The 26,139-nt window shown below is 42.5% G+C and carries 28 protein-coding genes; 11 read left to right on the top strand and 17 right to left on the bottom strand.

Annotated features, from left to right (window positions below; genetic code table 11):
• The first annotated feature begins 5 nt into the window (after positions 1-5).
• Positions 6-851 carry an EamA family transporter gene (locus ACGF5R_RS11100; protein WP_387690866.1) on the top strand — a complete coding sequence of 282 codons (846 nt, stop codon included), beginning with the start codon at positions 6-8 and terminating at the stop codon, positions 849-851.
• Between the two features lie 258 nt (positions 852-1,109).
• Here the strand turns inward: ACGF5R_RS11100 and ppx are convergent, their stop codons facing one another.
• The 5 genes from ppx to purM all read right to left on the bottom strand — a co-directional run bounded on the left by ppx (position 1,110) and on the right by purM (position 7,249).
• Complete coding sequence (gene ppx, locus ACGF5R_RS11095; RefSeq protein ID WP_112877728.1) at positions 1,110-2,642, bottom strand: exopolyphosphatase; 1,533 nt, start codon at positions 2,640-2,642, stop codon at positions 1,110-1,112.
• Positions 2,643-2,645: 3 nt separating this feature from the next.
• A complete protein-coding gene (ppk1, locus tag ACGF5R_RS11090) occupies positions 2,646-4,715 on the bottom strand; it encodes a polyphosphate kinase 1 (protein WP_112877727.1) in 2,070 nt (689 codons plus the stop codon).
• Positions 4,716-4,778: 63 nt separating this feature from the next.
• Positions 4,779-5,348, bottom strand: coding sequence for a spermidine N1-acetyltransferase (speG, locus tag ACGF5R_RS11085; RefSeq protein ID WP_262979930.1), 570 nt, complete (start codon positions 5,346-5,348; stop codon positions 4,779-4,781).
• A 225-nt stretch (positions 5,349-5,573) separates the two neighbouring features.
• Positions 5,574-6,212 carry a phosphoribosylglycinamide formyltransferase gene (gene purN / locus ACGF5R_RS11080; protein WP_112877725.1) on the bottom strand — a complete coding sequence of 213 codons (639 nt, stop codon included), beginning with the start codon at positions 6,210-6,212 and terminating at the stop codon, positions 5,574-5,576.
• Positions 6,209-7,249, bottom strand: a complete 1,041-nt coding sequence (gene purM / locus ACGF5R_RS11075; RefSeq protein WP_387690864.1) for a phosphoribosylformylglycinamidine cyclo-ligase — start codon at positions 7,247-7,249, stop codon at positions 6,209-6,211. The genes purN and purM overlap by 4 nt, the downstream gene beginning before the upstream one ends.
• Before the next feature lie 226 nt (positions 7,250-7,475).
• Between purM and upp the strand changes: the two genes are divergently transcribed.
• Both upp and uraA read left to right on the top strand, forming a co-directional pair.
• A complete protein-coding gene (gene upp, locus ACGF5R_RS11070) occupies positions 7,476-8,102 on the top strand; it encodes a uracil phosphoribosyltransferase (RefSeq protein ID WP_011146979.1) in 627 nt (208 codons plus the stop codon).
• Positions 8,103-8,169: 67 nt separating this feature from the next.
• Positions 8,170-9,462, top strand: a complete 1,293-nt coding sequence (gene uraA, locus ACGF5R_RS11065) for a uracil permease (protein WP_112877723.1) — start codon at positions 8,170-8,172, stop codon at positions 9,460-9,462.
• Between the two features lie 77 nt (positions 9,463-9,539).
• On the opposite strand, the gene ACGF5R_RS11060 is transcribed toward uraA, so the two are convergent.
• The 8 genes from ACGF5R_RS11060 to ACGF5R_RS11025 form a co-directional block, all read right to left on the bottom strand.
• On the bottom strand, positions 9,540-9,899 hold the full coding sequence (locus ACGF5R_RS11060; RefSeq protein WP_112877722.1) for a type II toxin-antitoxin system PemK/MazF family toxin: 360 nt from the start codon (positions 9,897-9,899) through the stop codon (positions 9,540-9,542).
• Positions 9,899-10,147 (bottom strand): transcriptional regulator, encoded by a 249-nt coding sequence (locus ACGF5R_RS11055; protein ID WP_112877721.1) that lies wholly within the window; start codon positions 10,145-10,147, stop codon positions 9,899-9,901. Before ACGF5R_RS11055 ends, ACGF5R_RS11060 begins: the two co-directional genes overlap by 1 nt.
• 152 nt (positions 10,148-10,299) lie before the next feature.
• Complete coding sequence (locus ACGF5R_RS11050) at positions 10,300-10,713, bottom strand: hypothetical protein (RefSeq protein ID WP_387690862.1); 414 nt, start codon at positions 10,711-10,713, stop codon at positions 10,300-10,302.
• Positions 10,710-11,018 (bottom strand): hypothetical protein, encoded by a 309-nt coding sequence (locus ACGF5R_RS11045; protein ID WP_387690861.1) that lies wholly within the window; start codon positions 11,016-11,018, stop codon positions 10,710-10,712. The genes ACGF5R_RS11050 and ACGF5R_RS11045 overlap by 4 nt, the downstream gene beginning before the upstream one ends.
• 244 nt (positions 11,019-11,262) lie before the next feature.
• Positions 11,263-12,570: a 6-phospho-beta-glucosidase gene (locus ACGF5R_RS11040; protein WP_112877719.1), complete on the bottom strand. Its 1,308-nt coding sequence runs from the start codon at positions 12,568-12,570 to the stop codon at positions 11,263-11,265.
• Entirely contained in the window at positions 12,567-12,890 is a 324-nt protein-coding gene (locus tag ACGF5R_RS11035; protein ID WP_387690859.1) for a PTS lactose/cellobiose transporter subunit IIA, read from the bottom strand. The genes ACGF5R_RS11040 and ACGF5R_RS11035 overlap by 4 nt, the downstream gene beginning before the upstream one ends.
• A gap of 18 nt (positions 12,891-12,908) precedes the next feature.
• The gene (locus tag ACGF5R_RS11030; protein ID WP_112877716.1) at positions 12,909-14,237 is read right to left on the bottom strand and encodes a PTS sugar transporter subunit IIC; all 1,329 of its coding nucleotides are present in this window, start codon (positions 14,235-14,237) and stop codon (positions 12,909-12,911) included.
• Positions 14,238-14,266: 29 nt separating this feature from the next.
• Positions 14,267-14,572 (bottom strand): PTS sugar transporter subunit IIB, encoded by a 306-nt coding sequence (locus tag ACGF5R_RS11025; protein ID WP_387690857.1) that lies wholly within the window; start codon positions 14,570-14,572, stop codon positions 14,267-14,269.
• A gap of 371 nt (positions 14,573-14,943) precedes the next feature.
• On the opposite strand from ACGF5R_RS11025, the gene ACGF5R_RS11020 reads away from it, so the two are divergent.
• The 3 genes from ACGF5R_RS11020 (at position 14,944) to hda (ending at position 17,220) form a co-directional block, all read left to right on the top strand.
• Entirely contained in the window at positions 14,944-15,621 is a 678-nt protein-coding gene (locus ACGF5R_RS11020) for a DUF2384 domain-containing protein (protein WP_112877712.1), read from the top strand.
• 66 nt (positions 15,622-15,687) lie between these two features.
• Entirely contained in the window at positions 15,688-16,278 is a 591-nt protein-coding gene (locus tag ACGF5R_RS11015; protein WP_262979936.1) for an RES family NAD+ phosphorylase, read from the top strand.
• Between the two features lie 234 nt (positions 16,279-16,512).
• Positions 16,513-17,220, top strand: coding sequence for a DnaA inactivator Hda (gene hda / locus ACGF5R_RS11010; RefSeq protein WP_011146972.1), 708 nt, complete (start codon positions 16,513-16,515; stop codon positions 17,218-17,220).
• 39 nt (positions 17,221-17,259) lie between these two features.
• Here the strand turns inward: hda and arsC are convergent, their stop codons facing one another.
• Positions 17,260-17,616, bottom strand: coding sequence for an arsenate reductase (glutaredoxin) (arsC, locus tag ACGF5R_RS11005; protein ID WP_112877710.1), 357 nt, complete (start codon positions 17,614-17,616; stop codon positions 17,260-17,262).
• Between the two features lie 9 nt (positions 17,617-17,625).
• Complete coding sequence (locus ACGF5R_RS11000; RefSeq protein ID WP_387690855.1) at positions 17,626-19,089, bottom strand: M48 family metalloprotease; 1,464 nt, start codon at positions 19,087-19,089, stop codon at positions 17,626-17,628.
• 128 nt (positions 19,090-19,217) lie between these two features.
• On the opposite strand from ACGF5R_RS11000, the gene ACGF5R_RS10995 reads away from it, so the two are divergent.
• Positions 19,218-20,297, top strand: a complete 1,080-nt coding sequence (locus ACGF5R_RS10995) for an AI-2E family transporter (RefSeq protein ID WP_112877706.1) — start codon at positions 19,218-19,220, stop codon at positions 20,295-20,297.
• Positions 20,298-20,423: 126 nt separating this feature from the next.
• Here ACGF5R_RS10995 and bcp read toward each other — a convergent pair whose 3' ends face one another.
• Both bcp and ACGF5R_RS10985 read right to left on the bottom strand, forming a co-directional pair.
• Positions 20,424-20,894 carry a thioredoxin-dependent thiol peroxidase gene (gene bcp / locus ACGF5R_RS10990; RefSeq protein WP_112877704.1) on the bottom strand — a complete coding sequence of 157 codons (471 nt, stop codon included), beginning with the start codon at positions 20,892-20,894 and terminating at the stop codon, positions 20,424-20,426.
• A gap of 26 nt (positions 20,895-20,920) precedes the next feature.
• Positions 20,921-21,463 (bottom strand): glycine cleavage system transcriptional repressor, encoded by a 543-nt coding sequence (locus tag ACGF5R_RS10985; RefSeq protein WP_387690853.1) that lies wholly within the window; start codon positions 21,461-21,463, stop codon positions 20,921-20,923.
• A gap of 258 nt (positions 21,464-21,721) precedes the next feature.
• On the opposite strand from ACGF5R_RS10985, the gene dapA reads away from it, so the two are divergent.
• From dapA to ACGF5R_RS10965, 4 genes are all read left to right on the top strand, one after another.
• Positions 21,722-22,621: a 4-hydroxy-tetrahydrodipicolinate synthase gene (dapA, locus tag ACGF5R_RS10980; protein WP_112877700.1), complete on the top strand. Its 900-nt coding sequence runs from the start codon at positions 21,722-21,724 to the stop codon at positions 22,619-22,621.
• 16 nt (positions 22,622-22,637) lie between these two features.
• Positions 22,638-23,687 (top strand): outer membrane protein assembly factor BamC, encoded by a 1,050-nt coding sequence (gene bamC, locus ACGF5R_RS10975; RefSeq protein WP_387690851.1) that lies wholly within the window; start codon positions 22,638-22,640, stop codon positions 23,685-23,687.
• Between the two features lie 476 nt (positions 23,688-24,163).
• The gene (locus tag ACGF5R_RS10970; RefSeq protein WP_158537769.1) at positions 24,164-24,607 is read left to right on the top strand and encodes a type III secretion system chaperone; all 444 of its coding nucleotides are present in this window, start codon (positions 24,164-24,166) and stop codon (positions 24,605-24,607) included.
• Positions 24,594-25,760: a VopS family T3SS effector adenosine monophosphate-protein transferase gene (locus tag ACGF5R_RS10965; protein ID WP_112877694.1), complete on the top strand. Its 1,167-nt coding sequence runs from the start codon at positions 24,594-24,596 to the stop codon at positions 25,758-25,760. Before ACGF5R_RS10970 ends, ACGF5R_RS10965 begins: the two co-directional genes overlap by 14 nt.
• Positions 25,761-26,139: the final 379 nt, after the last annotated feature.

The following is a 26,139-nucleotide window of genomic DNA, read 5'->3' as shown; positions in this document are numbered from 1 at the left end:
TCATTATGGCTATTCTGATGGGGTTGATTTCAGCATTGTGTTGGGGAAGTACTGATTTTTTGGCAGGGCAAGTCGCAAGAAAAGTCGGCGTTGCTAAATCTTTATTCTACAGTCAGCTATTTGGTTTTTTTGTTTTATCGTTGTTGCTGTTTTTTTATTTTGAGATGTCGTTTGTTAATGCAAGCTTTTTTCAACTGACCATCTGTGTTGTTGCTTCGGTTTGCAATTTAATGGCAATGGTGTTTCTGCTTAAAGCATTATCAATCGGCAAAGCCTCGATTGTCGCGCCGATTGTTTCGCTTTATGGTGCCGTTACCACGATTTTGTCACTGATAAATGGGAAACCAATGACCGCTTTGGTTTTGTTTAGTCTATTTATTTGTGTTGTTGGGGCTTGTCTAACTAGTATACCGAAATCAAAAGATGGACAACGAGAATCATCTGGTTCAATTTTCTTTGCACTTTTGTCTTCACTGATGTTTGGTTTAGGCTTCTGGTTGCAAGGGGAATTTGCTGTTAGAGATCTGGGTGTTATCAATGCATTATGGGTTTACTATTTAACCGCTGTGGTTGTTTTATTTCTCACTCTATTAAAAAAAGGAAATTTATCATTACCGCCGATTTCAATTATTGCTCTGGTTTTTTCAATTAGTTTCTTTAGTCTGATCGGGTTTGCTTCATTAGCTTACGGTTCTGCAACGGGACATGTTGCTGTTGTTACTGTTCTGAGTTCATTGGCAAGTGGAATCACCGCTTTATTAGGCTTTTTTATTCGTGGAGAACGGTTAAGTCGAATTCAGTGGATTGGTATTGTGATAATAATAGCGGGTGTCGTTCTTTTGAAATTATGACATTTATAATAGCTTGTTTCCCCGAAGAATTCGGGGGAACAGTGAGGTAATGATATTGATTAATGATAATCTGCAATAAGTTGATTATTTCATTTGATGATTTTCACCTTTCTCTATTATGACCTTTTTATTTTGTTGATGATGTTCTAATGCCGCTATGGATGAGTAAATGAAACGGCCAAATAAAATCAGAAAGCTGATAAGTAAAACCAATTTAATTATCTGAGATCGCTTCTTTTTTTTCATGGTTTGGTATCTTTATATTGATTCCTCGGCTATTTCTAATTGCCAACCCGTAACGTTATGCCAGTAACCTTGCTCTTTTTCCAGATCAAGCTGCATCAGGGTGTTTTCTGATAAATAATTGTAAGGCAGGTAGAGCGCCCAATGGCTATCATCAGTAACCAGTCTGAGTGATTCAGGAATGGTTGTGGATTGGCGTTGATTATTGAGTAAAGTTGCCAGACGTAGGATTTGAATTAATGGTAGATACTGTTTTTTCTTGAATAAATTGAATCTTGGCAAATCATCCAGTTTTATTGTCTTACGATGACAGCGAACCAAGGTTGCCAGCAGTAATTGCTGTTCCTGATTAAAGCCGGGTAAGTTGGTGTTTTGCAGAATATAGGCAGAGTGTCGCTGTAATCCGCTTAAGTTAATACTTAATCCAACTTCGTGTAACATTGCCGCCCAGTGTAAAATCGCTTCGAGTTGAGGTTGCACTAGTTTAGGGTTCTGGATTGCCCACTGTTGGTAAAGTGTTTCAGTCGTATTAAGTACACGCTTTGCCTGTTCTCTGTCGATATTATAGTGTTCAGCCAGGCTTTTTGCGGTTCTCTGGCGGATATCTTGATGACGGAAACGGCCTTCCATTTCATATAAAACGCCTTCACGTAGCGCACCATCTGAGAGTTGTAATGCTTTTATATGCAGGGTATCGAATATACCGCATAAGATTGCTAAACCAGGAATAAAGAAGTGTTTACGATCATCCGATAGTCCGGGTAAGTCGAAGGTTTTTAATTTCTTGAATTTGAGTATTTCTTTGACCAACATCTCCAGCCGTTCAGGGGTGATTAATCCGTCCTTTTCCCCCATTGCGACCAGTACTTCATACACCGCTTTAATGGTCCCGGATGCCCCAAGTGCTGAATTCCAGCCAGTGATGCGGTACTGCCATGAGAGATTTTCCAATTTTTGTGCAGCTTCAAGCCGCGCTCGGCGGAATTTTTCTGCGCTAATTTCGTCATCGGGAAAGAATTGGTGGGCGAAACTAATGCATCCCATTCGGCGGCTTTCTACTAATAATGGTTCAAAATTTTCACCAATTACCAGTTCAGTGGAGCCGCCGCCAATATCAATCACCAGTTTACGGTTTTTTTCTGGTTGTGTATGTTCTACCCCCATATAGATCAGACGAGCTTCTTCATGGCCGGAAATAATTTCAATCGGGTAGGGGATAACGTCTTTAGCGCGTTTGATAAATTCTTTGGCATTGCTGGCTTCACGTAAGCTGTGAGTGCCCACCAGACAAACGTTATCAGCAGGAAAGCCTTGTAACCGTTCAGCAAATAAAGCCAGACAGGCAAGACCGCGTGTTATTGCTTCTTCGCTTAATAGATTGTTGTTATCAAGACCGTCGGCAAGATGGACCCGTTGTTTTAAGCGACCTAAAATCTGAAATGCGTCGTTAACAATTCGGGCAATAATCATATGAAAACTGTTTGAACCCAGATCAATAGCCGCAATTTCTATTGGCCTGGGCGTCGGCTTGTCATGTGTTAGCGGCATAAATTAAGCTCTTGGTTCAGGTTGTTCGAGGGCTTTTATATAGTCATAAATAGCGAGTTGTGCCCGGATTTTCCGCTTATTACCCCGTGGCACATAACTATTGCTCAGCTCTTTATCGACGTAACGGGCTTTTACCGTATCGTTGAATTGTAATTCGAGAATGTCCAGTACCCGTTGTTTCAATTGTGGATCAAGTAGGCAAACCGCAACTTCAATTCGGTAGTCGATATTACGGGTCATCCAGTCAGCAGACGAGAGAAAGACTTTTTCGTCTCCGTCATTAGTGAATACGTAAACCCGATCGTGTTCGAGAAAACGGTCAACGATACTGGTGATCTGAATATTTTCGCTAAATCCTGGCTGGTTGGGCACCAGTGAGCACATACCACGTATCAGTAGGCGTATTTTTACCCCTGCCTCCGAAGCGTCATATAGGCGGTCCACCAGCTCTTTATCAACCAGATTATTAATCTTTAACGTAATACCTGCGGGCTTATTCGCTCTGGCGTTGGCGATTTCCTGTGAAATAAGCTGGTTGAGCATTGCGCGGGAATTTTGCGGCGAAACCATCAGATTTTCAAATTTGACCGGGCGGTAGGGATTCTCAATAAAGTTGAATACCCGGCGCACTTCGTTAGTAATTTTGGGATTTGCTGTCAGCAAGGAGTAGTCGGTGTAGAGGCGAGCGGTTTTTTCATTAAAATTGCCGGTACCAATATGGGCATAGCGAACAATTTCTTCACCTTCCAGACGGGAAATAAAAAACAGTTTTGCGTGAATTTTTAGTCCCGGTGCTGAGAAAATAACATGTACACCCGCTTCGGTTAGCCGTTTGGCCCAATGAATATTGGCTTCTTCATCAAATCGAGCCTGTAATTCAACCACGACGGTCACTTTTTTACCGTTATGGGCAGCATGGATCATGGAATCAATAATGCGGGAGTCTTTTGCTACCCGATAAATATTGATCTTGATGGAAAGTACACTTGGGTCGAAAGAAGCCTGACGTAATAATTCCAGCACATGTTCAAAGGTGTGGTAGGGATAATAGAGCAGCACATCTTGTTCACGAATCGCATCAAAACCATTACGGAAATTATCAAACCAAGTGTGCCGTAATCTCGGTAAAGGTTTATTGAGTAAGTTTCTCTTCCCCTCATTGGGGAATTTAATGAAATCTTTAAAATTGTGATAGCGTCCGCCGGCAATCACCGAATCATTGTTTGACAAGCCAAGTTTGCTACGCAGTAACCCCACCATTTCATCTGGCATTTCTCGTTGATAAACGAATCTTACTGGTTCCGCTGTCAGCCGTTGTTTCAGCGTGGATGACATTAGTTCGAGCAAGCTTGATTCCATCTCTGTTGCTAAATCATATTCAGAATCACGGGTCATTTTCATTGAATAGGCGTTCAGTGAATCATAATCGAAAAAGCCTTTGAAAATTTCATCAAGACAATAACGCATAATATTGTCTAGCAGGATCATTGATTTGCGGCGGTGTGGCATTTCAGGCGGCAAGTTAACAAAACGTGGCACCTTATCTGACGGAATTTCCAATAGTGCATATTGAATATTCTGGCCGTGGACAATTTCAACTGCCAGATAAGTGTAGTCATCTTTTAGAAATTCAACCAGGTTGGTTTCTGGATTGATCAGAATTGGCGTAATGTGTGGCCGCAGATGTTGACGAAAATATTGACGTAACCAGATTTGTTGATTTGGTGAAATTTGTCGTTCATTGATGAGAAAAATTTGATTGCGAGCTATTTCTAGTAGCAATTCATTATAGAGCACATCAAATTCTTGATCGGTTTTAGCCACTTTAGCTTGAATTTTTTTCAACACATTTCGAGCGCTGGTGGCTGATCCTCGTTCTTCATTGATTAATATTCGCCGTTTCACATCAGCAAAACGGACTTTGTAAAATTCATCCAGATTATTGGAGTAAATACCAAGGAACCGCATCCGTTCTATTAATGGATTGCTCTTATCCGCTGCTTCTTGAAGCACACGTTCGTTGAATGATAACCAACTCAGTTCTTTCTCGGTATAGAGCCTGTCTTGGGACATTGTTACTCCAGGTGTTGAGGTAAAAGTATTGAAACTTTGAATACGACGGGGCGTCGTTTGTCGCTATCTTATCGGCAGTAGCTGTTGACTCATTTTTTCATCTTCCTTAGATGCAAAATATTGATGTTGGAAAACGCACATGCGAATGGCTGTGCGGTAACTGCCATTAATAAAGAATTCATCTATTAATTCGCCCTCAGTATAGAAACCTAGTTTATTATAGATGTGAATGGCTTTAACATTCTCTTTATCAACAATCAGGTAGAGTTTATACAGATTAAGTACGGAAAATGCATATTCCATTGCCAGTTTTGCCGCTTTGGTTGCATGGCCTTGGCCCTGATAGGCGGGATCGATAATAATCTGAAATTCTGACCGGCGGTGGATATAGTCGATTTCGACTAATTCAACCAAACCCACTTTGGCGTCAGAACTTGCGATAATAAACCGGCGCTCGCTCTGGTCGTGAATATGTTTGTCATAGAGATCGCACAGTTCAACGAAAGCTTCATAAGGTTCTTCGAACCAGTAACGCATGACGCTAGCATTGTTATCTAATTGATGGATAAAAGGCAGATCTTCCCGCTCAAGGGGGCGTAACCTAACAGGTGGAGTATGAGAACCACCAGACATTTGACACCTCAGTGTTTTTAATAAAAAAGGAGCATATACCCGTCATCTTTCAAGTTGCCTCTTTGTTGGTTGCGCTCGCTCACCCCAGTCACATAGTTACCTATGCTCCCGGGGATTCTCTCCCTTGCCGTCGCGATGCATCTTGAAATCCATAGGGTATAATTAATAATAGTTCGCAGTGCTGGATATGTTACCACAGCACTGTAATTAGTCGTTAATAATAGATTATTCTGCGGCATAGCCTTCTGGAGGGAGGATCTTTCCATCCAGATACGCTTTGCCATTAACCATATTTAGGCGCCCTTCGATAAACCAGTTGATAACTAATGGATAGATGTTGTGTTCCTGAGTCTGAACCCGTTTAACAACCTCATTTTCCTGATCTCCGGCAAAAATAGGAACTTTAGCTTGCAAGATCACCGGGCCGCCATCCAACTCTTCTGTTACAAAATGGACGGAAGTGCCGTGTTCTGTATCTCCATTTGCTATCGCTTTGCGGTGAGTATGCAGACCAGGATATTTGGGTAACAGAGAAGGATGAATATTTAACAGCCGGCCAAGATAGTGCTGAACAAAATCTGGCGTCAGAATACGCATATAACCCGCGAGGACCAGCAAGTCTGGTTGATACTGATCAATCACGTGTTTTAGCGCTTCATCATAAGCCTGACGATCTACATAGTTTTTCGGGCTAATGACATGGGTGGGAATATCTGCCTGTTTAGCGCGTAACAGACCGTAAGCATTTGCGGTATTACTCAATACCGCGCAAACCTGCCCATTGATTCTGTTCTGCTGGCAGGCGTCAATCACCGCCTGGAGATTGCTGCCGCTGCCAGAGATGAGTACAACGATATTTTTCATTTAATGATAACCTGTTGTTCACCCTCTTTCAGTGTCGCGATAGTGCCGATTTGCCAGGCTTTTTCACCGGCAGCAGTGAGTAATTCAATCGCGTGTTCAACGGCTGTTGGTGGTAATGCAATCACCATTCCAACACCACAGTTGAATGTACGGTACATTTCATGACGGCTGACATTGCCTGTCTGTTGCAGCCAGCTAAATATGGCCGGCCATTGCCAACTGGATTCGTTAATCTGTGCTTGGGTATTTTCAGGCAGAACACGCGGAATATTTTCCCAGAAACCGCCACCGGTTAGATGAGCAATAGCGTGAATATCAACCTGTTCAATCAAGGATAAAAGGGATTTCACATAAATTTTTGTCGGGGCGAGTAGGTGATCTGCCAATGATTTACCTTCAAGCTCTGTTGCTTCTGGATCGGTGTTGTTGACGGCCAGAATTTTGCGTATCAGAGAATAGCCGTTTGAGTGAGGGCCACTGGCGGCGAGGGCAATCAAGGCATCACCCGCCTGAACTTTACTGCCATCAATGATTTCTGATTTTTCAACCACGCCGACGCAGAAGCCGGCAACATCATAATCTTCACCGTGGTACATCCCCGGCATTTCTGCGGTTTCACCACCAACCAGAGCACAGCCGGATAATTGACAGCCTTCTGCGATACCGCTGATAACGCTGGCAGCCGTATCAACATCCAGTTTCCCGGTTGCATAGTAATCAAGGAAAAACAGGGGTTCTGCACCTTGAACAACCAGGTCATTGACACACATTGCAACTAAGTCAATGCCGATAGTGTCATGACGTTTGAGATCCATTGCCAGACGCAACTTGGTGCCGACACCATCAGTACCAGAAACCAGAATTGGCTCGCGGTATTTTTGTGGTAATGCACATAAAGCGCCAAACCCACCTAAACCGCCCATAACTTCTGGACGACGGGTCTGTTTTACAACACCTTTAATGCGGTTGACTAAGGCATTACCGGCGTCGATATCGACACCGGCATCTTTATAACTGAGAGAGGTTTTGTTGGTCACTCGAAGCCCCCAAGGCGGTTGCGTTTGATAAATTAAGACAGAATAGTAGCAATTCTAACAGTCTAAGCAAACGTTTGCGAGACTCTTGTTTCGGATTTCTGTTCTCGGTAATTAGGGCTATGTTTGATGAAAATCAACGGATTGGTGGTGGTGTTATGGGTAAAAGGCGGTATAATCTCGCCGTTTTTTTGTCTGCTGGCGACATGACATACAGTAGGAGAGGTCCATGAAGATCGTTGAGGTGAATCACCCACTTGTTAAACATAAACTCGGCCTGATGCGAGCGCATGATATCAGCACCAAACGCTTTCGTGAACTGGCCGCAGAAATTGGAAGCCTTCTGACTTATGAAGCAACCGCTGATTTAGAAACAGAAAAAGTCACTATTGATGGCTGGTGTGGTCCGGTGGTAGTTGAGCAGATTAAAGGTAAAAAAATAACTGTCGTACCTATTTTGCGTGCGGGATTGGGGATGATGGATGGTGTATTGGAGAATGTTCCCAGTGCCCGGATCAGCGTCGTAGGGGTTTATCGTAATGAAGAAACCTTAGAACCTGTCCCTTATTTTCAGAAATTGGCTTCCAATATTGATGAACGTATGGCGCTGTTGGTTGACCCCATGTTGGCAACCGGTGGTTCCATGATTGCAACTATCGATTTACTGAAAAAAGCAGGCTGCCAGTCGATTAAAGTGCTAGTTTTGGTGGCTGCTCCTGAAGGTATTGCCGCGCTGGAAAAAGCCCATCCTGATGTGGAACTGTATACAGCTTCTATTGATGAGAGACTCAATGAACAGGGATACATTGTGCCTGGCTTGGGGGATGCAGGCGATAAAATATTTGGTACGAAATAATAAGTTAGCCGACTTTTGAGTCGGCTTTTTTTGGTTCTGACGCGATAATATTAAGAGGATAAATAAGATGACCCGTCGCACTATTGGAGTAGATGAGCGGCCTCCTTTTTTACAGACCATTCCACTCAGCTTCCAACATCTTTTTGCTATGTTTGGTGCGACGGTATTGGTGCCGATTTTGTTTAAAATCAACCCGGCGACAGTTCTGCTATTTAATGGTATCGGTACATTGTTGTATCTGGTGATTTGCAAAGGAAAGGTTCCGGCGTATTTGGGATCGAGCTTTGCTTTTATTTCACCGGTCTTATTGTTGTTGCCTCTGGGATATGAATTAGCCTTGGGTGGTTTTATTATATGTGGCGTGCTGTTTTGTCTGGTTTCACTGATGGTTAAGGTGGCAGGGCGAAGTTGGATTAATGCGCTGTTTCCACCTGCGGCAATGGGGGCGATTGTTGCTGTTATCGGTCTGGAACTTGCCGGTGTTGCGGCTGATATGGCGGGTTTGCGTCCGGCGGAAAGTGCCGATGTTGATTCAACAACATTGACCATTTCTCTGGTAACACTGGCGGTAACCGTTCTTGGTTCAGTTATGTTCCGTGGATTCTTGGCTATCATCCCGATTCTCATTGGCGTGTTGGTAGGTTATGCGTTGGCGTTCCTAATGGGCGTAGTTGATCTGACGCCGGTACGTGAAGCGCCGTGGTTTGCATTGCCAACTTTTTATACACCACGTTTTGAATGGTTCGCTATTATGACTATCTTGCCTGCGGCGCTGGTTGTCATAGCTGAACATGTTGGTCATTTAGTTGTGACGGCGAATATTGTGAAGAAAGATTTGCTAAAAGAGCCGGGTTTGCACCGTTCTATGTTTGCAAATGGTTTTTCAACCGTGATTTCCGGTTTCTTTGGTTCAACGCCAAATACGACTTATGGCGAGAATATTGGTGTCATGGCAATTACCAAAGTTTACAGCACCTGGGTTATTGGCGGTGCCGCGGTGCTGGCGATTTTGCTCTCCTGCGTCGGTAAATTGGCGGCAGCAATTCAGGCCGTACCAGTTCCGGTCATGGGAGGTGTCTCGCTGTTGCTTTATGGCGTTATTGGCGCATCAGGTATTCGAGTGCTGATTGATTCAAAAGTAGATTACAACAAAGCACAAAATCTTATCCTGACTTCCGTGATTCTTATCATCGGCGTCAGTGGGGCGAAAATTAATATCGGTGTTGCTGAACTTAAAGGCATGGCGCTGGCAACGATCGTAGGTATCAGTATGAGTTTGATTTTCCGTCTGGTCACGGTTTTCCGTCCCGAAGAACGATATATTGAATCTTCCGTTGAATCTGTTAAGCACGGTAAATAATAGGGCAATAAACTTGGGCTGATTTGCCCGCTTTGAGTAGTTTTCATTATGAAAAGGTGGGGATGATGGTCATTATTTTATTCGTAAGAGAGGCAGGAAAGCAAATGTTCGCCACCAATGAGAAGAATGAGTTTTAGCAGAACTTCATCGTGAAGTCCAGGTTCTGACTCAGTGATGAATTTCACTTTGCATTGCCGCCAATCTAGAGTTTGGATCAAAGTTGTTGCTACTATGCAAGGTTGTTCCAGATTAGTGACAGGTACTTCTGTAGGTGCTCCTCTTATACTGGTGCTAATAGGACAACAGATAACTAATCCAGTTAGTCGGTTATAGGTTTCATGCGATAATATGAGTGTTGGGCGATATTTGCCAATTTCTTTGCCTTTTGTTGGTTCGAAATCAAGCCAGCAAATATCTCCACGTTTAAGAACAAACATCAGTAATTGAGTTCCTTGTGATTCGGAGCTGCCAGTTCATCAGCATGCGCAGTATAAGCGGATAAGCCATTTAATAAATCAGACTCGGTTAATCGTTTCTTGACGGCTTTTTGAATAATTAATCCTTCTTCACTGATATTAATGTTTACGATATCACCTGCTTCAAAATTAGGTATCTTTTTCAGATTTCCCGATAATCGCAGAGCAATACTGTTTCCCCATTTTTGCAAAACTGCTTGAGTGCGCATATCTATGCCTCCATAAATGTCTCTTCATGTCTAGTAAGTAACATTATAACCGTATGAGTATCTACTAAGTAGATACAAAAGGAAGTCATTATCTAGGGTATCAGATTTGTTTATTGTGGAGTAAAAAAGGAGCGAAAAGCTCCCTTTAAAGTTTATCGGACTACGTACCAGTTTCGTTTTCCATTGAGATACTGAATAGTACCCTCTCTTTCGGATTTTTTTAGGGCGCTGTAAGCAGATCTCATTCGTTCAGCTTTTTTAGCTACCGCTTTTTCGAGTTCAAGCTTTTCTTTTTCAGCTTGTTCGATATGTATGACATAACCCCTCCCGTTTGGATCTAACTTATCTATCATGGTAAAGCCGTTTTGTGTCACAAATCGATTAATATACCGCTTATAGACTCTGTTCAGTCGCTCATCCGCAGCTAGTAAAATGTATCCACTAGGGCTGACCGCATTATAGTGCTCATTAATCAGCCTTTCAACTGTGTACATAATCTCTATCATCTGATTATGGTTATTTGTAGGATGCCTCTCAAATAGCGTGTTATTGTTTATACCCGTCATCTTTCAAGTTGCCTCTTTGTTGGCTGCACTCGCTCACCCCGGTCACATAGTTTGCTATGCTCCCGGGGATTCACTCCCTTGCCGTCGCGATGCATCTTGAAATCAATAGGGTATAAATTGTTTTTTGCATCAAATGAAACTTCAAAAAAATTATTTATATCGAAGCTGTAATTTTCAGGCAAAACGACAGAAGAATCTCTCTTTGAAATAATCTCCATTATAATCAAGGTATATTCCACGCCAGACACCATAAAATCTGCGATATGGGCTTCGCCATATCCCAGGTTTTCTATTTTAAAAGGCATAGAATTTCTCAAAATTTCAATGTGTTGAAACTGTTATTTTCAATATTCTTCAATCAATTGATTTCAGCGCAGTATAATACAAAATCTCTTATTCAAACTTAATGTGAAAGATAAATGCGTGCGGCGCCGCAAAAAAAAAGAGGTTACAAAGTTAGTTAGCGATATCTATTAGTCAGAAGTAACAGATATCGCTTTAATTTTATGCTTGTTCTGATTTCAAATTAACTAATCAGGTACCGCTTATTCATTGAAATTGCGGTAGATAATCACGGTTTATTGTTAATACGTCATCCAATAGTGGTGAAGCAATGTCTATATCGGCAACCAGTGGGTTGGTGATCAGTGCCAATAGTGCAGCATTGCGATCACCATGAATCGCTGCTTTGATCGTTAAGCGTTCATAGGTTTTTATCTGTTGTGTCAGAGCATACATACTGTCAGGTAGGCGGCCGAACGTCAGCGGGTGGGCGCCTTCTGCATTAATAATACAGTTGGTTTCAATGACAGCATCGTCCGGTAAACCTCGAATAGCACCGTGATTTGTGGTATTGACTACCAATTGGCTATCGAGATTGTTATGAATGGCGCAAATCAGATCCAATGCAACCTCAGAATAGAATGCACCACCGCGGAAACTGAGTTGTTCTGGCTTGTGATCGAGTTCTGGATCAGCATACAGTTCAAATAGTTCCTGTTCTACTTTCATGACCTGTTCTGCTCGTGTGCCTTGTTCGAACGCAGCCTCGCGCTCTTCCTGTAACATATTGCGGGCTTGGTAGAAGTAGCGGTGATAAGGGCAGGGGATTGCGCCTAGAGCCTTGAGCAGTGGTGGAGGCCAGGGCGCCTCTTGAATATTATTCATGGTTAAGACTGCGCCATTGCATAGCATATCAAGTACCTGTTGAGTTTTATCCTGACCTGCAACCAGTACTTGATGTACCCAGACCATATGATTCAGCCCGGCAAAGCGTAACTGCACATCCTGATAAGGGCGTTGTAGCATATTAGCTATCATGTGGTGCATTGTGACCGGGACATTACATAGGCCGATAATTTTTGCTTTGCTATAGCGGGAAATCGCTTCGGTAACGATCCCGGCTGGATTGGTGAAGTTAATAATCCATGCGTCTGGTGCAAGTTTTTCAACTTTATGGGCAATATCCAGCAAAACGGGGATGGTACGTAATGCTTTGGCAAAGCCGCCTACGCCGGTAGTTTCCTGACCGATCAAGCCATATTTTAGCCCCAGACGCTCGTCCGCAGCGCGAGCCGGAAGCTGGCCGACACGCAGTTGAGTTAAAATAAAATTGGCACCGCGAATGGCGTTATCTGGTGTGAAATGGACGCTGACAATAACGTGTTCCATGCCGTGACGAGCTAACATACGGCGAGTAAGCGCGGCGATAATTTCTACTTTCTGTTTTCCACCGTCAATGTCAACCAATGCCAGTTCAGATAGTGGAATATTTTTTTGGTGTTGAATAAGCCCTTCGACTAATTCAGGTGTGTAGCTGCTACCGCCACCAATAACGGCTATTTTGATTCGTTTCATACCTTTTCCTCTTGCGATGGTATTCGACGATAGAGTTCAATCATATCGCTGGCAAGATCTTGAATAACCATTGCGTTCATTAAATGATCTTGCGCATGGACGGTGATGAGATTGACAGGTAATTTACCGCAGCCTTCATCCAATCCGATGAGGGTAGTTTGAATCGTGTGTGCTTCTTTGATTGCCTGTTGGGATTCTGCCATCAGTGTTTGTGCTGTTTGAAAGTCACCATTTCTGGCATGTTGTAATGCCATTAGTGCATGACTGCGTGCGCTTCCGGCATGAACCAGCAGTTCTACAATAGTTTTTTCTAAATCCATGTGTAAATCCTCCGAAAATTAGGGTTGGGATTGAGTTTCTACACCGGTGGATGCTGTGTTTTCTCGCTGTTTATCTTCTTCGTTGACCAACTGTTTTTCAAAAATTTTGAAGAAGGGATACCAGATAAAGAGGTCGATTATCGTGAGTATGATCACTAGCACTGCCGCACGATAATCCCAGGCGGCGGAAATCATTGCGCCGAATGGCGCCGGTGTAGTCCAGGGCGAAATAGCGACCATTTTATGCACCAGGTCAAGATGCAGGACGCTGTAGGACAATACTGCATTGACCAATGGCACAACCAGTAATGGAATGAATAAGGTTGGATTCATCACAATCGGTGAGCCAAACAGTAGTGGTTCGTTAATATTGAATATGGACGGAACCACGCTCAGTTTTCCGATAGTACGCAAATGCATAGAACGGCTGCGCAGATAAAGAATCGCCAGAACCAGTGTAGAACCAGAGCCACCAATACAGATATAAAACGACCAGTAAGGGTCAGTAAAAATGTGTGTTGTAGCAGTACCTTGAGCCATTAATGTTGCATTGGCAGCAATATTTGCCATAAAAATAGGGGCCATCAAGCCAGTGACAATATTAGCGCCATGAATACCGGCAAACCACAGTAGGTTAGCAATGAGTAGTGCCAATATAATGGCAGGTAGAGTATCACCGACGGAAATGAGTGGGTGGAACATCTGCATTATGGCTGCGGGAATAAGTAGATTGAATTCACTCTGTAATAGCAAGCTGGCGGGATAAACTGTCAGCAAGATACCTATGACTGGGTACAGAAGTTCAAAAGAACGGGCGATTGCTGGTGGCACTTGTGTTGGCATTCTGATGGTAATGTTATATTTTTTTAGTAAACGCGTTAGTTCAACTGACCAGATAGCGCAAATTAATGCGGTAAATACACCTGCGCCACCGAGGAAATCGAGTGCTATTTTGTTTTCTATTTGTGGTGCTGCTGCTAGCAAAAACGCCATTAGTGACAGTAAAGCCGAAGTTAACCCGTCCAGACCGTAGGATTTAGCTAAACTGTAGGCGGTACCGACCGAAACAAAGACACTCATTAATCCCATCGTCATAAAGTAAGGCATTGTGATGGTGTCCCAGTGAGTTTTGGCAAAGGACAACCAAGCTTGGCCGAATGAGGATGCAGTCTGTAAATCGAAGGGTGGGTTTGCCACAATTAACATTATGCTGCCGATGATCAAAAATGGCATGGCTGAGATAAAGCCGTCACGCATTGCTGTAATATGCCGCTGGTTACCGATTCGCCCGGCAAACGGGATAATGTGGTTTTCTAAAACACGCATAAAAGAGGTATAGAGACTCATGAGGGTACTCCGCGTGATGATGAAATTGCTTATTCCAACAGGCTTAATGCCTTATCGAGAACCTTATCACCACGAAGAGTGCCATAATCCATCATGTCAATAACGTCTATTGGTTTACCAAGTGGTTTGGCGATAGCGGAAAAATGGGCCAATTGATACCTCACCTGTGGGCCGAATAAAACAACGTCAGCGTCGGCTATCATGTGTTCTAATTCAACCGTGGGAACAGCCTTGATCTCGATGTCCAATGCCCGTTTTATCACTTCTGCCTGCATGCGTTGTACCAGCATGCTGGTGGACATACCGGCAGCACAACACAATAGGATTTTTTTCATTGTTCAATCTCCAGTTTGTTATATCGTTTCTTATGGGATAAGTGGTTGATGAGAGCTTTCACTTTTTATTAAGACTAGCAACTTATGTTAAATATGTTGCGATTTTGTTCGCATATTAATCAAGAATAGTTTAAGGAATAGCGATAGAATGTGATCTTCGTTTGGATTGTACATAGTGTGAAAATGTCAAGTTATGTAGGACGTTGCAGCGAGATTTCTCACTTATGGAATGAGGGTGAGTGCTTGTTTATACCTTGTATGGTTATCGGCTATGGATCGTTAATCTTTGCCTTTTTCATAAATACGCCATATCATCCATATAACTAATATATGCAAAATACGAACTCAAGTAGATACAATATGGAGGCAGTATGATTACTAAATCCCAAACTAAGTCGAAGCATGTCAGCTTTAACTTTCTTTCAATGGATACCATTGAGTTGTCAAACAATAAGGATGTTGCTAAGCATATCAATTTGTCTGATATTCCCGTTGATGAGGCAGATCAATATGTTGTCGTGAAATTGCCAAGATCAATTGATTATTATGATATTAAGCTTGCAATAGCTAGCGCGGTAACTGCTGTCACTACATTCAATAAGCACAAACATTTGCCTTTGGTGACTGAACCATCTGAAAGTGAATTTGCTTACCGTAATGAAGCACGCCTCGAAAAATTAAAAAATCAGATCCTTACTGATTCAAAGTGGCTAACTGCAAGTGAACTTAGCAGATTAACCGGATCTAAATCGATTAATTCCAGCGCTGCGGCAAATCGGTTGAAAAAGTCGAAAAAAATATTCGCATTGCCCATTAATGGTAAAGATCTATTCCCGTTGTATGCTCTAGACGAAGGCGGCCAGCCGTTACCTGTGATAAAAAACGTTATTGAGCTGTTTAAGAACAAAACGCCCTGGTCAATAGCTATTTGGTTTGGTACACCAAATAGTTGGCTCAGTAATAAAAAGCCAAAGGATCTTTTATTAACTCAACTTGATGATGTTTATATGGCAGCCAAAGAAGAAGTTGAAGGGCCACGTCATGGTTGATGATGAAAAGGAGCTTCAAGAAAATATACCATTTCCTCCAGAGAATACAGGAGTTAAGGTTCAAAAGTGGAAAGCTGGTACACCTATGAACGTATTCATAGAATTAAGTTTAAAGGGATTGAATTTAATCCTGGCATTGGCAATGCTCGTTTTAGCCCGTTCAAAAATAATGGAATTTTCATTCCGACAATCTATGGTGGTGAAAATATAGGAGTAGCTATTATGGAGACGATTTTACATGATATTCCATTGAATTGCTCCGGTATACCTGTTTATCTTGGTAAACTAGATGACTTAGTGCGTAGCCAAATTATTCCGAGAAAAAATATCAAGTATGTGGATATCAATCCACGAATACTGAAGAAGTGGGGAATTATTCAGTGCCAGCTAGTAGAATCAGAAGCATCGGATTATCATATTACTCGGAGATGGGCAGCCCAAATTTATCATGATAATCCTGATGCTCAAGCAATTCGATGGTCTTCTAAGCAGCACGGTGGCAAAGCGATAATAATTTTTGGGGATCGAGTAAAAGAAGGCGATTTGAGTGTGTCTATTGAATCTGAGCCAGCAGCTACTTCTAAAGAAGTTAACGAAAAACTTAAAGACCTTGCCGATGAGATGGAGTTAGTTCTGGTGCCTAAAAATATTACATAAATATCCGCTGATTTTCATCATTAGGGTAGTTTTTAAGTCGTTCGATTAAACTATTATTTTACAAGTGGTTGCGGGCTGTTCTGTGTTATGACGAAATATTATGCTCTTCTGGGGCTGAAATGGATTTAACTTATTGAATCCTAAAAATAGTTTTTTTATTCTTTACCTATACAGTTCATTTACAACTATTTTCTGTGATAAACTTGTTGGCGTTTATTACCAGCTCTGTTTGAGGTGCTTCTGAACACACCATCGCAGCTTTCGTTACCTTTGTATCTTCCCGATGATGAAACTTTTGCCAGTTTCTTTCCGGGGGAAAATGCCACCCTGTTAGCTGCAATCAAATTGGCCATTAATCAGCCGCATGGCAGCTATATTTATTTCTGGTCCCGTGACAGTGGGGGCCGAAGTCATTTGTTGCATGCCGCCTGTGCTGAGTTGTCCCTGAAAGATGAAGCTGTGGGCTATGTTCCGCTGGATAAACGTGCCTATTTTATCCCTGAGGTGCTTGATGGCATGGAACACTTATCACTGGTTTGTATTGATAATATTGAGAGTATTGCTGGTGATGAAGAGTGGGAAATGGCAATTTTCAATCTTTATAATCGCATCCTGGAGATCGGTCGCACATGTTTGCTTATTAGCGGCGATCGCCCACCTCGCCAGATTAATCTTAAGTTACCTGATTTGGCTTCTCGTCTGGATTGGGGGCAAATTTATAAATTACAACCGCTTTCTGATGATGAGAAATTACAAGCCTTGCAATTGCGAGCGAAGTTACGCGGCTTTGAATTGCCAGAAGATGTAGGGCGCTTTTTATTGAAAAGATTAGACAGAGAAATGCGGACTCTGTTTATGGCATTGAATCAGTTAGATCACGCTTCGATAGTGGCCCAGCGCAAGCTGACGATTCCATTTGTGAAGGATATTTTGCACCTTTGAAGATGATGGTGGTGTCACCATCATCATATCTATTCTTAATCAATTAAGAATTTCTTTTACTTTTTCCGGTGGGCGCCCAAGTCTGGCTTTATCACCGCAAACCACGATTGGGCGTTCAATCAGTTTAGGGTTGGCAATTATCGTTTTCAGTAAATCATGCTGAGTAAGTTTTTCATCAGCCAAATTCAACTCCTTGTATAGATCTTCTTTTGTTCTCATCAATTGGCGTGCATCATGAAAACCAAGCTGTTCTAGCAGAACGGATAATTGCTCTACAGTGAGAGGAACCTCCAGATAAAGAATAATCTGTGGCTTAATTCCTCGTTCTTCAATAAGTGCCAAAGTTTCACGGCTTTTTGAGCAGCGGGGATTATGATAAATTGTCACCTGTTGCATGAGAATTCCTTAACGTTTGTATTGACTGTAACGCTGTTGTAGCTGGCGTAATTGATCGATACGAGCATCATAACGTGCTTGATCGTAACTACCTAATTTTACCAGTGCGCTGGCACTACTGAGGTATTTGATGGCATTGCCAAACTGACCGCGAAGTGCCATTTCTTCAGCATGCGCTGATAATTCTTCATGGCGTTTTCCTTGTTTGGCGGCAGCTTCGGCTATCAGGCGCCAACCGTTGGGATCATCTGGATTATTGAATGTATAGCGATGGAGCAGTTTTAAAGCCTGTTGATATTGTTTTGCGTGAATAAGTGCATTAGCGAGATTGATTTGCAATACCAAATTGTCCTTTTGTTTCTGCAAAGCGTTCTGTAACCGGGTGATAGCCTGAGCAATTCGGTTCTGTTCAATGTCGATATCAGTCATTGTGTCAATGTACCAGACATTATCCGGTTGTTTTGCTAACAGTGGTTCTAGAATAGCCCGTGCCTCAGTGTATTTTTTATCTTGAGAAAGCAAGATTGCTCGGCCATAAGCGGCGGCAAGTTGCTCTTTAGCTGTGCCTCTCCGATAATTTTCTAAAATTTGCTTAAGATAGTCGCGTTGCTCGGTGGTGTACATGCCCATAACACGAACTCTGGCGAACAGAAAATCTTGAGATTGTGGAATGTTCTGGGCCGGGTATTGATTAGCGCGGTTACGTGCATCAGCAAGGCGGCTGTCAGGTAACGGGTGGGTGAGTAGCATTTCTGGTGGCTTAGAACTGTAACGGGTTTGATCTACCATGATTTGCATAAAATCTGGCATACCTTGAGGATCAAAGCCAGCTTTACGTAATGTCTGCATGCCAATACGATCAGCTTCTTGTTCATTGGATTGAGTAAAACTGATCATACCTTGTTGTATACCGGCAATAGTGCCGCTGAGGGCTGCCATCCCTGCTTGTGGGCTAGCCATTAGCAAAAGAATAGAACCCAACGTACCTGCCCAGGCTAGCGGTGCTGTACGTTGCTGATCTTCCATCATTCGCGCCAGGTGGCGTTGAGTAACGTGGGAAATTTCGTGAGCCATTACGGAGGCAAGCTCGCTTTCATTACGACTATAACGAAAAAGTGCAGCATGGAGTACTACATTACCGCCAAAGAAAGCATAAGCGTTGATATTCGGGTTATCAATCAGATAGAAATGGAAAGGCGTTTTAACTGAGTCTGCATGAGCCACTAGCCTTTGTCCAAGGGCATTAATGTATTGTGTCAATAATGGGTCATAAATCAGCGGAGCGTTGTCACGCATTTGGCGAGCGTAGAAATCGCCCATTGCCAGTTCCTGATTGATGCTCAGGATTGAACCTGCCGTGGTACCGATATCCGGCAATGAATCTTCAATGGAGGCGCTGAGAACAGGGGAGCTTGTTAGCAATAATGTACTGATTAATATTGCTGTCAGAGATTGATTAGACATTATTTTCATAAAACAAAAATGCTCTCATTTGACCATCGTTTTAGATAATGCGTGTATGATAAACAAGGGTACCTTAAAAATTAATCAATTTTTAAGAAAAATAGAAATATGAATATTGCTATCAAGGAGCCTGGTCAATGCTGGATATGATTATACAGTGGTATCGCCGTCGGTTTACTGATCCGCAAGTTATTGCGTTATTTGTTATCTTGTTGGCAGGGTTTTGCATTATTTATTTCTTACATGGCATTTTGACACCTTTGCTGGTGGCGATTGTTCTTGCCTATTTGTTGGAATGGCCAACGGCTAAACTTGAAAGACTGGGATGTTCGCGCACAGTGGCTGTTTGTATTGTGCTGATTATTTTTTCCAGTATTAGTTTGTTGGTCATCTTGATTGTGGCGCCAACTGTATGGCAGCAGGGAATTAATCTGTTGTCAGATATACCCAATATGCTTAATCGGTTTAATGAATATGCCCAGACATTACCAGCCCGTTATCCGGCTTTGGTTGATGCTGGCATCATTGATATGATGGCCGAAAATTTGCGCAGTAAGATTTCAACTGCTGGAGAGTCTGTAGTGAAATTTTCGGTGGCTTCACTGATTGGTTTGTTAACGCTGGCTATCTATCTGATTCTTGTGCCACTGATGGCCTTCTTCTTGCTAAAAGATAAAAACCAGATGTTGCAAGCATTGCAACGGGTCCTGCCACGTAACCGCATTTTGGCCGGGCAGGTATGGCGCGAGATGAACCAGCAAATCACTAACTATATTCGGGGTAAAGTCACCGAGATGGTGATCGTCGGTATTTGTACCTACGCGGTGTTTGCATTTCTTGGATTGGATTATTCATTGCTGCTTTCTGTTTTGGTTGGGCTGTCAGTGTTAATTCCTTATGTGGGTGCGTTGATTGTCACGATTCCTGTTGTACTGGTTGCGCTATTTCAATGGGGAGTCGGAACAGATTTCTGGACTTTGATTATTGCCTATTTGGTTGTTCAGGGGCTGGATGGTAACTTGCTGGTGCCGATTTTATTCTCTGAAGCCGTAAACTTGCACCCGTTGGTAATCATTCTTTCTGTGATTACTTTTGGTGGTTTGTGGGGATTTTGGGGCGTATTTTTTGCTATTCCGCTGGCGACGCTGATTAAAGCGGTGATCCAAGCCTGGCCGGAAGATATAGTTATAATAGAAGACGATGAAATAAAAGAGTAAATTTATTTTTAATGATGCGGGTACCCGTTATTAGAGGAAGCACGGGTTGGTGATATCCCTCCCGTACTTGCCCCTGGCATCTTGAGCTGTTAAATGAGCGTGATTAAATTTTGAGTCATTTTCTATTTAAGGGTGCAGTTTCAGATAATCCACCACGATTTGGTGGTGATCACTGGTCTTAAATTTATCAAAAACGTACTCGATATTACCGTTGGTATCAATCAGGAAACTGATACGGTGGATACCATCGTAGGTTTTTCCCATAAATTGTTTCTTGCCCCAGACACCAAACTGTTCAGCAACTTGGTGATCCTCGTCGGACAACAATGTGAAGTTCAGCATTTCTTTCTCCACAAAGCGTGACAATTTACTTGGGTTATCTGTGCTAATGCCTAGCACTTCAACACCTGATTCCTTTAATGTATCCATTTCATCGCGCAGACCACAGGCTTGTACAGTACAACCAGGAGTCATTGCTTTAGGGTAAAAATAGACTAAAACACGCTGGCCTTCGAAATCAGATAAATTGATTGTTTCTCCATCTTGGTCAGGAAGGCTGAACTGAGGGGCCTTATCACCGGCTTTCAATGGGTTCATCCCGTATTCTCCGTTTAATCTTTCAACTAAAGTGGTTCAAGAATACTAATACTGCCTTGTGCATTTAGATCTGTACATAACTTATTAAACGCCTGCTTAATAATTATGCCGTCATCCTCTAGGCTGTGGGCGGTAATCTGGATCTGCAACCGAGCAGGGATATCGCCTTCTGGTGGATGTGTTTTTGATACCAGTTCAGCAATATTAAAATCCTGTGTAGTAAACAGATTGGTAAACTGCTCAACAATACCGGATGAATCATCAACATCAACCTTAACGGAAACCGTGGAAGGAAATGTTGTGTGGGTATCGCACTTTGTGCGTTTCATTACAATAAGAAGATCGAGCTCGGCCCCTTTCTGTGGCAGTGAGGATTCAATCATTGTGATAGCGTTCCAACTACCGGAAAGTAGCATAATGAAGGTGAATTCCTCGCCAAACATGGCTAATCGGCTGTCTTCAATGTTACAACCACACTTACTCACAAGACGAGTAATGGTGTTGACGATACCAGAACGGTCAGCGCCTAAAGCGGTTATAACGAGAAAATGTTGTTCTGATTGTGGCAAAGTCACTTTTCCTTCTCTGCTGTGGTTTCGTTAAGGTAAACATAAAAAGGCTATGCTGCCAAGGTCAATTGCATCAAAGTTGCTCTATTGTATTCCCATTCTCTATCATTGAATTTCAATAAATTACTTTGGTTATCACTTCTTTTTAACAGAGGTTATCTGGTATTAACAAAATTCATTGAAATCCTGTGTTAAATAGTTTCCTTCTGAATGACTAAAAAGTACCATGGAGTTCTTGTTTGTATAGGGGGTTATGTAATGTCTAGCGGGAGATTTGAATTTACAGGTAGCATTGTTGCGCTGGTAACACCAATGGATGCGAGTGGTCAGGTTGATAAGGCCAGTCTGAAAAAGTTAATCGATTACCATGTTGCTAGTGGGACATCAGCGATAGTCTCGGTAGGGACAACCGGAGAATCTGCTACATTGAGTCATGATGAACACGGTGATGTTGTTTTGACAACCGTAGAATTGGCTGATGGGCGTATTCCGGTTATTGCCGGAACAGGTGCAAATGCGACTGCTGAGGCAATATCCCTAACGAAACGTTTTGAAAACAGTGGCGTTGTTGGTTGCCTAACGGTAACGCCTTATTATAATAAGCCGTCGCAGGAAGGTTTATATCAGCATTTTAAAACGATTGCTGAAAATACGGATTTACCACAAATTTTGTATAATGTGCCTTCTCGTACCGGGTGTGATCTGCTGCCATCAACTGTAGCGCGTTTGGCGAAGATTAAAAATATTGTCGCAATTAAAGAAGCTACAGGGAACTTAAATCGCGTTAGTCAAATCCAAGAATTGGTTAATGATGATAGTTTCATCTTATTGAGTGGTGATGATACAAGTGGGTTGGATTTTATTCAGCTTGGTGGCAAAGGGGTTATTTCTGTTACTGCAAACATTGCAGCGCCTGATGTTGCTAAGTTTTGTGAATTGGCATTAAACGGCCAGTTTGCAGAGGCGCGTAAGTTAAATAACCGTCTGATGGATTTACACCGTCAGCTATTTGTTGAACCTAACCCGATTCCAGTTAAATGGGGATGTCACAAATTGGGTTTGATTGCTGATGACACCGTGCGTCTGCCGATGACGCCATTGACGGATGCAGGAAAAGTCTCAGTTGAAAAAGCCTTGAAAATGGCCGGATTATTGTAAAATTTAGGGAATTTTAATGGCAATATTGTTGCAAAAATCGAAGGTGATGAAGGTTGCTGGTATGTCACTTGTCATATTATTGGCAGCTTGTTCCAGCGACCAGAGCTATAAGCGCCAAGTCAATGATGATGAGACATATCTTGAAACACCTCCCCGGAAGGCGTTGAAAGTTCCTGCGGGTATGGTATTGCCATTGCAGAATGGTGAATATGATATTCCAGCAATAGCCTCTAAAGGGCAGGTTGGGAAAGCGCTTGATATTCGCCCGCCATCTCAGGCGCTAGCCCTATTGAGTGGTTCCCGTACTGAAAACAGTGTAAAGAGCAGTAAGTTGCTACTTGAAAGCACTCCTGAGAATAGTCATCTGTGGTCACAGATTAACAATGTGCTATTGAAAAAAGGTTTCCAAGTTAGCCAACGTGATGATGCTAGCCAGACATTGACAACCGATTGGATCGATTGGCCGCGAGCAGATGAAAATGTTCCATATCAGACTCGTCATCGTATTAGTGTTGCACGCCAGAGCTATCAGATTGAATTATCCGTGACTAATGAAGGGCTGAGACAAGGTGATCATCAGATAACTGATCCTTTTGAAATCCAACGTTATAACGCACTGATGCTCAATGAATTAATTGAAGGTGTAAATCAGCAGCGTGAACGTATTAGCGATGACTCTGTGGCGCGTAATCTAGGTTCATTGGACGTACAGAGTGGTGGTGATACATCTGGATTACCTCAGATGATTGTTCGGGCACCATATAATATTGTTTGGGATAGATTACCGGCAGCACTGGAAAAAGTAGGTATGAAAGTGGGTAGCCGCAGCCGTTCAACGGGTTCTATTACTGTAACTTATAAAAGCCTCAGTTCATCTAGTTGGAAATCAATGGGTGTTAATGAACCATCCATTAGTGAAGGTGATTACAAATTACAGGTTGGTGATTTGAATAACCGGAGCAGCTTACAGTTTATTAGTGATAAAGGTAAGCCGTTGACCCAATCACAAAATGATGAATTGGTAGCGGCGTTGAAGGCTGCTTTCAGCCAGACCACAGGATTATAGGTCTAATAAAGGGGGGTGAAAAGCCCCTCAGATTATTGACAAAGCGCTGGCCGTTTGGTGAGCGCTTTGATTTGATTATAAATTTATATAAAAAACGAGTTTGACGCGCGATTAAGAAGCCCCCCAGCGCAATTTCTCCACGAAAGGATACCTCTGAAAAGTTGGCGCCTAAATATTATCTAGTCTATGGAATTGATTCGATTGTCAATTTTGCATTTATCTATGGTAAAGCTGTTATACCCTATGGATTTCAAGATGCATCGCGACGGCAAGGGAGCGAATCCCCAGGAGCATAGCTAACTATGTGACTGGGGTGAGTGAGTGCAGCCAACAAAGAGGCAACTTGAAAGATAACGGGTATATAACTGCTTAATATTGGTTGCCAATATACAAAAGATAGACTAGATCTGACAGCCATCATATTGCTGAAAGCTTAAAATCCTATCATCAAAATGATTGGGTTTCCTTTCTCCACTATGAATGATTATCTCACTAATATATTAATGACCGAACTGGCAGCCAAATTGGGTATGAATGGACTCTCTTTTGATGAAGAGGGAAATTGCTTCTTACTCATCGATAACGCTATGCCTGTTATTTTGCGTCGCCAAGAAGAATATTTAGTCATTATTGGCCAGATAGATATGGTACTTCCAGATTCAGCCGATGCTGACACTCTTCGTTATTTGCTCAATATAGCACTTAATCCATTAAATAATCAGTTACCTAGCGTTGGTTGGCATCAAGAGCTTGGGGTCGTTGCGTATAGAATATTACCCTTGCTACATCTAACGGCCAATAAGTTGGAACATGAATTGTCTGAATTTATTACTTGGGCAAATACATTTCCATCGTCACTATCACAGAAAAATACCTTGCCGTCGTCTTATGACAGGAGAATAATTTATGATCGAATTTAAAAATCTTACCGCATTACAACATGCCTCATCACAAATACAAGAGCAGGTTCGTAACGAAGGTAAATTGCAAATTGCTGGCCATGAATACCATATTAATGCAGACCTGCAACAGGTTTTGCGTACGCATCCAAAAAGCAATCAACTTGCCCGTTTCTTTGAGGGGGTAAGTAAATTTTTCTTGCATGGCAGTAGTGCCTCAGTGGCTAAAGAGGTGACTAAAACCCTCTTTTCTACCGAAGGGGCGCAACAGCAGCGTCTACAGAGCACTGATTCGGTTAGCCATGCTCGTATGTTGTTTAAGGATGGCAGTTTACGGACACTAGAACAAGTACTAGAGAAATTAAGAACAGTAGATACACATAAAATGACAGAAGACATGTTGGCTGAACATACGCTTTTGCTACAGCGTACTATGTCAGAGTCGCTACAAAATACAGAAACCGGTAAAAAATTACAGGATCTGATGGGACATCAGGCAACAGCTCAATTGACCAACAAATTGGTTGCCCCTAAGCAGGAGTTTGTCAGTCTTGAACAATTGCGTAAGCAACCTTCGGCTGCTAATGCTGTTGCCAGTCTTGAGCCAGTTTTGATGATGGAAGAGAAGCACTTGCTGGCAGCTCAACATCATCAAGAAGTAATAAGAGGCCAAGATCTTAATCAGGGCATTTATGCAGAAATTCTTCCTGAAGAGTCTTATAACCCAAATAAGCTAACTGATAATGTTGACCGCGCTGCCGCCTGGATCCTTAAGGCATCCAGTTCAAAGGGGAACGAATGGAGTAACTTCACCGCGCTACTCAAGGAGTATACCCATAATGGAAAAGATCTCACTGATAGCCAAGTTCTTAAGGAGCTTCATCATAGACTGGTTCCAAACATAGAGCGTGATTATCGTGGTCCAGCAATTAGCGGTGGGAGCCTTCCTTCCAGTGTAGGCGGTGCAGCAATGCTGGCACATCATTTAGAGACATTGGATAAGGAAGATCCCCAGATTGGGAAACAGCTCTTTGCTGCTGTCGTCGGTTTTCACGGTTTCACTGATGGTAATGGTAGGATGGGACGTCTCCTCTATGCACTGACAGAACTGAGAGCGGGTCAATTTTCGCCCCTTTCTCTCCAGACAGAAAATGTTTTGCACGGGATCAAGTGAAAATAGGCCTGCGTATGCAGGCCAGCTTATTGACCTGGCGCTGTGTTAAGTGTCCCCTTCATGTAATTTCTCCCTGAGACTCAGGAAATTCAAGTTAATATCGCTTACTACCGTTGGTTACCATACTGCTAAGGTATTCACAATATTTTGGCTTTGTAACTGCTTAGAAATTTAGAAATGCAGAATTGATTAATTTTTTTATTAGCTTTATTTACGGATGGACTTTTGGGATAAGTTTTTTGACGGTTATCAGCTTGCCTTGAGACTGATTAACCTGAGTTCTGGTTAAGCCGTCACTAATATGTCCATTTCTGAGCGGGAGATATTCAGTGACGGTTTGTTCTCTTTGAAACAATAAGCGATTAGCCCTCCTAACACA

The sequence above is a fragment of the Photorhabdus sp. RM71S genome (assembly GCF_042879355.1).
GTDB lineage: Bacteria > Pseudomonadota > Gammaproteobacteria > Enterobacterales > Enterobacteriaceae > Photorhabdus > Photorhabdus kayaii.
The sequence above is the reverse complement of the archived record's forward strand: the minus strand, read 5'-3'. Positions and strand labels throughout refer to the sequence as shown.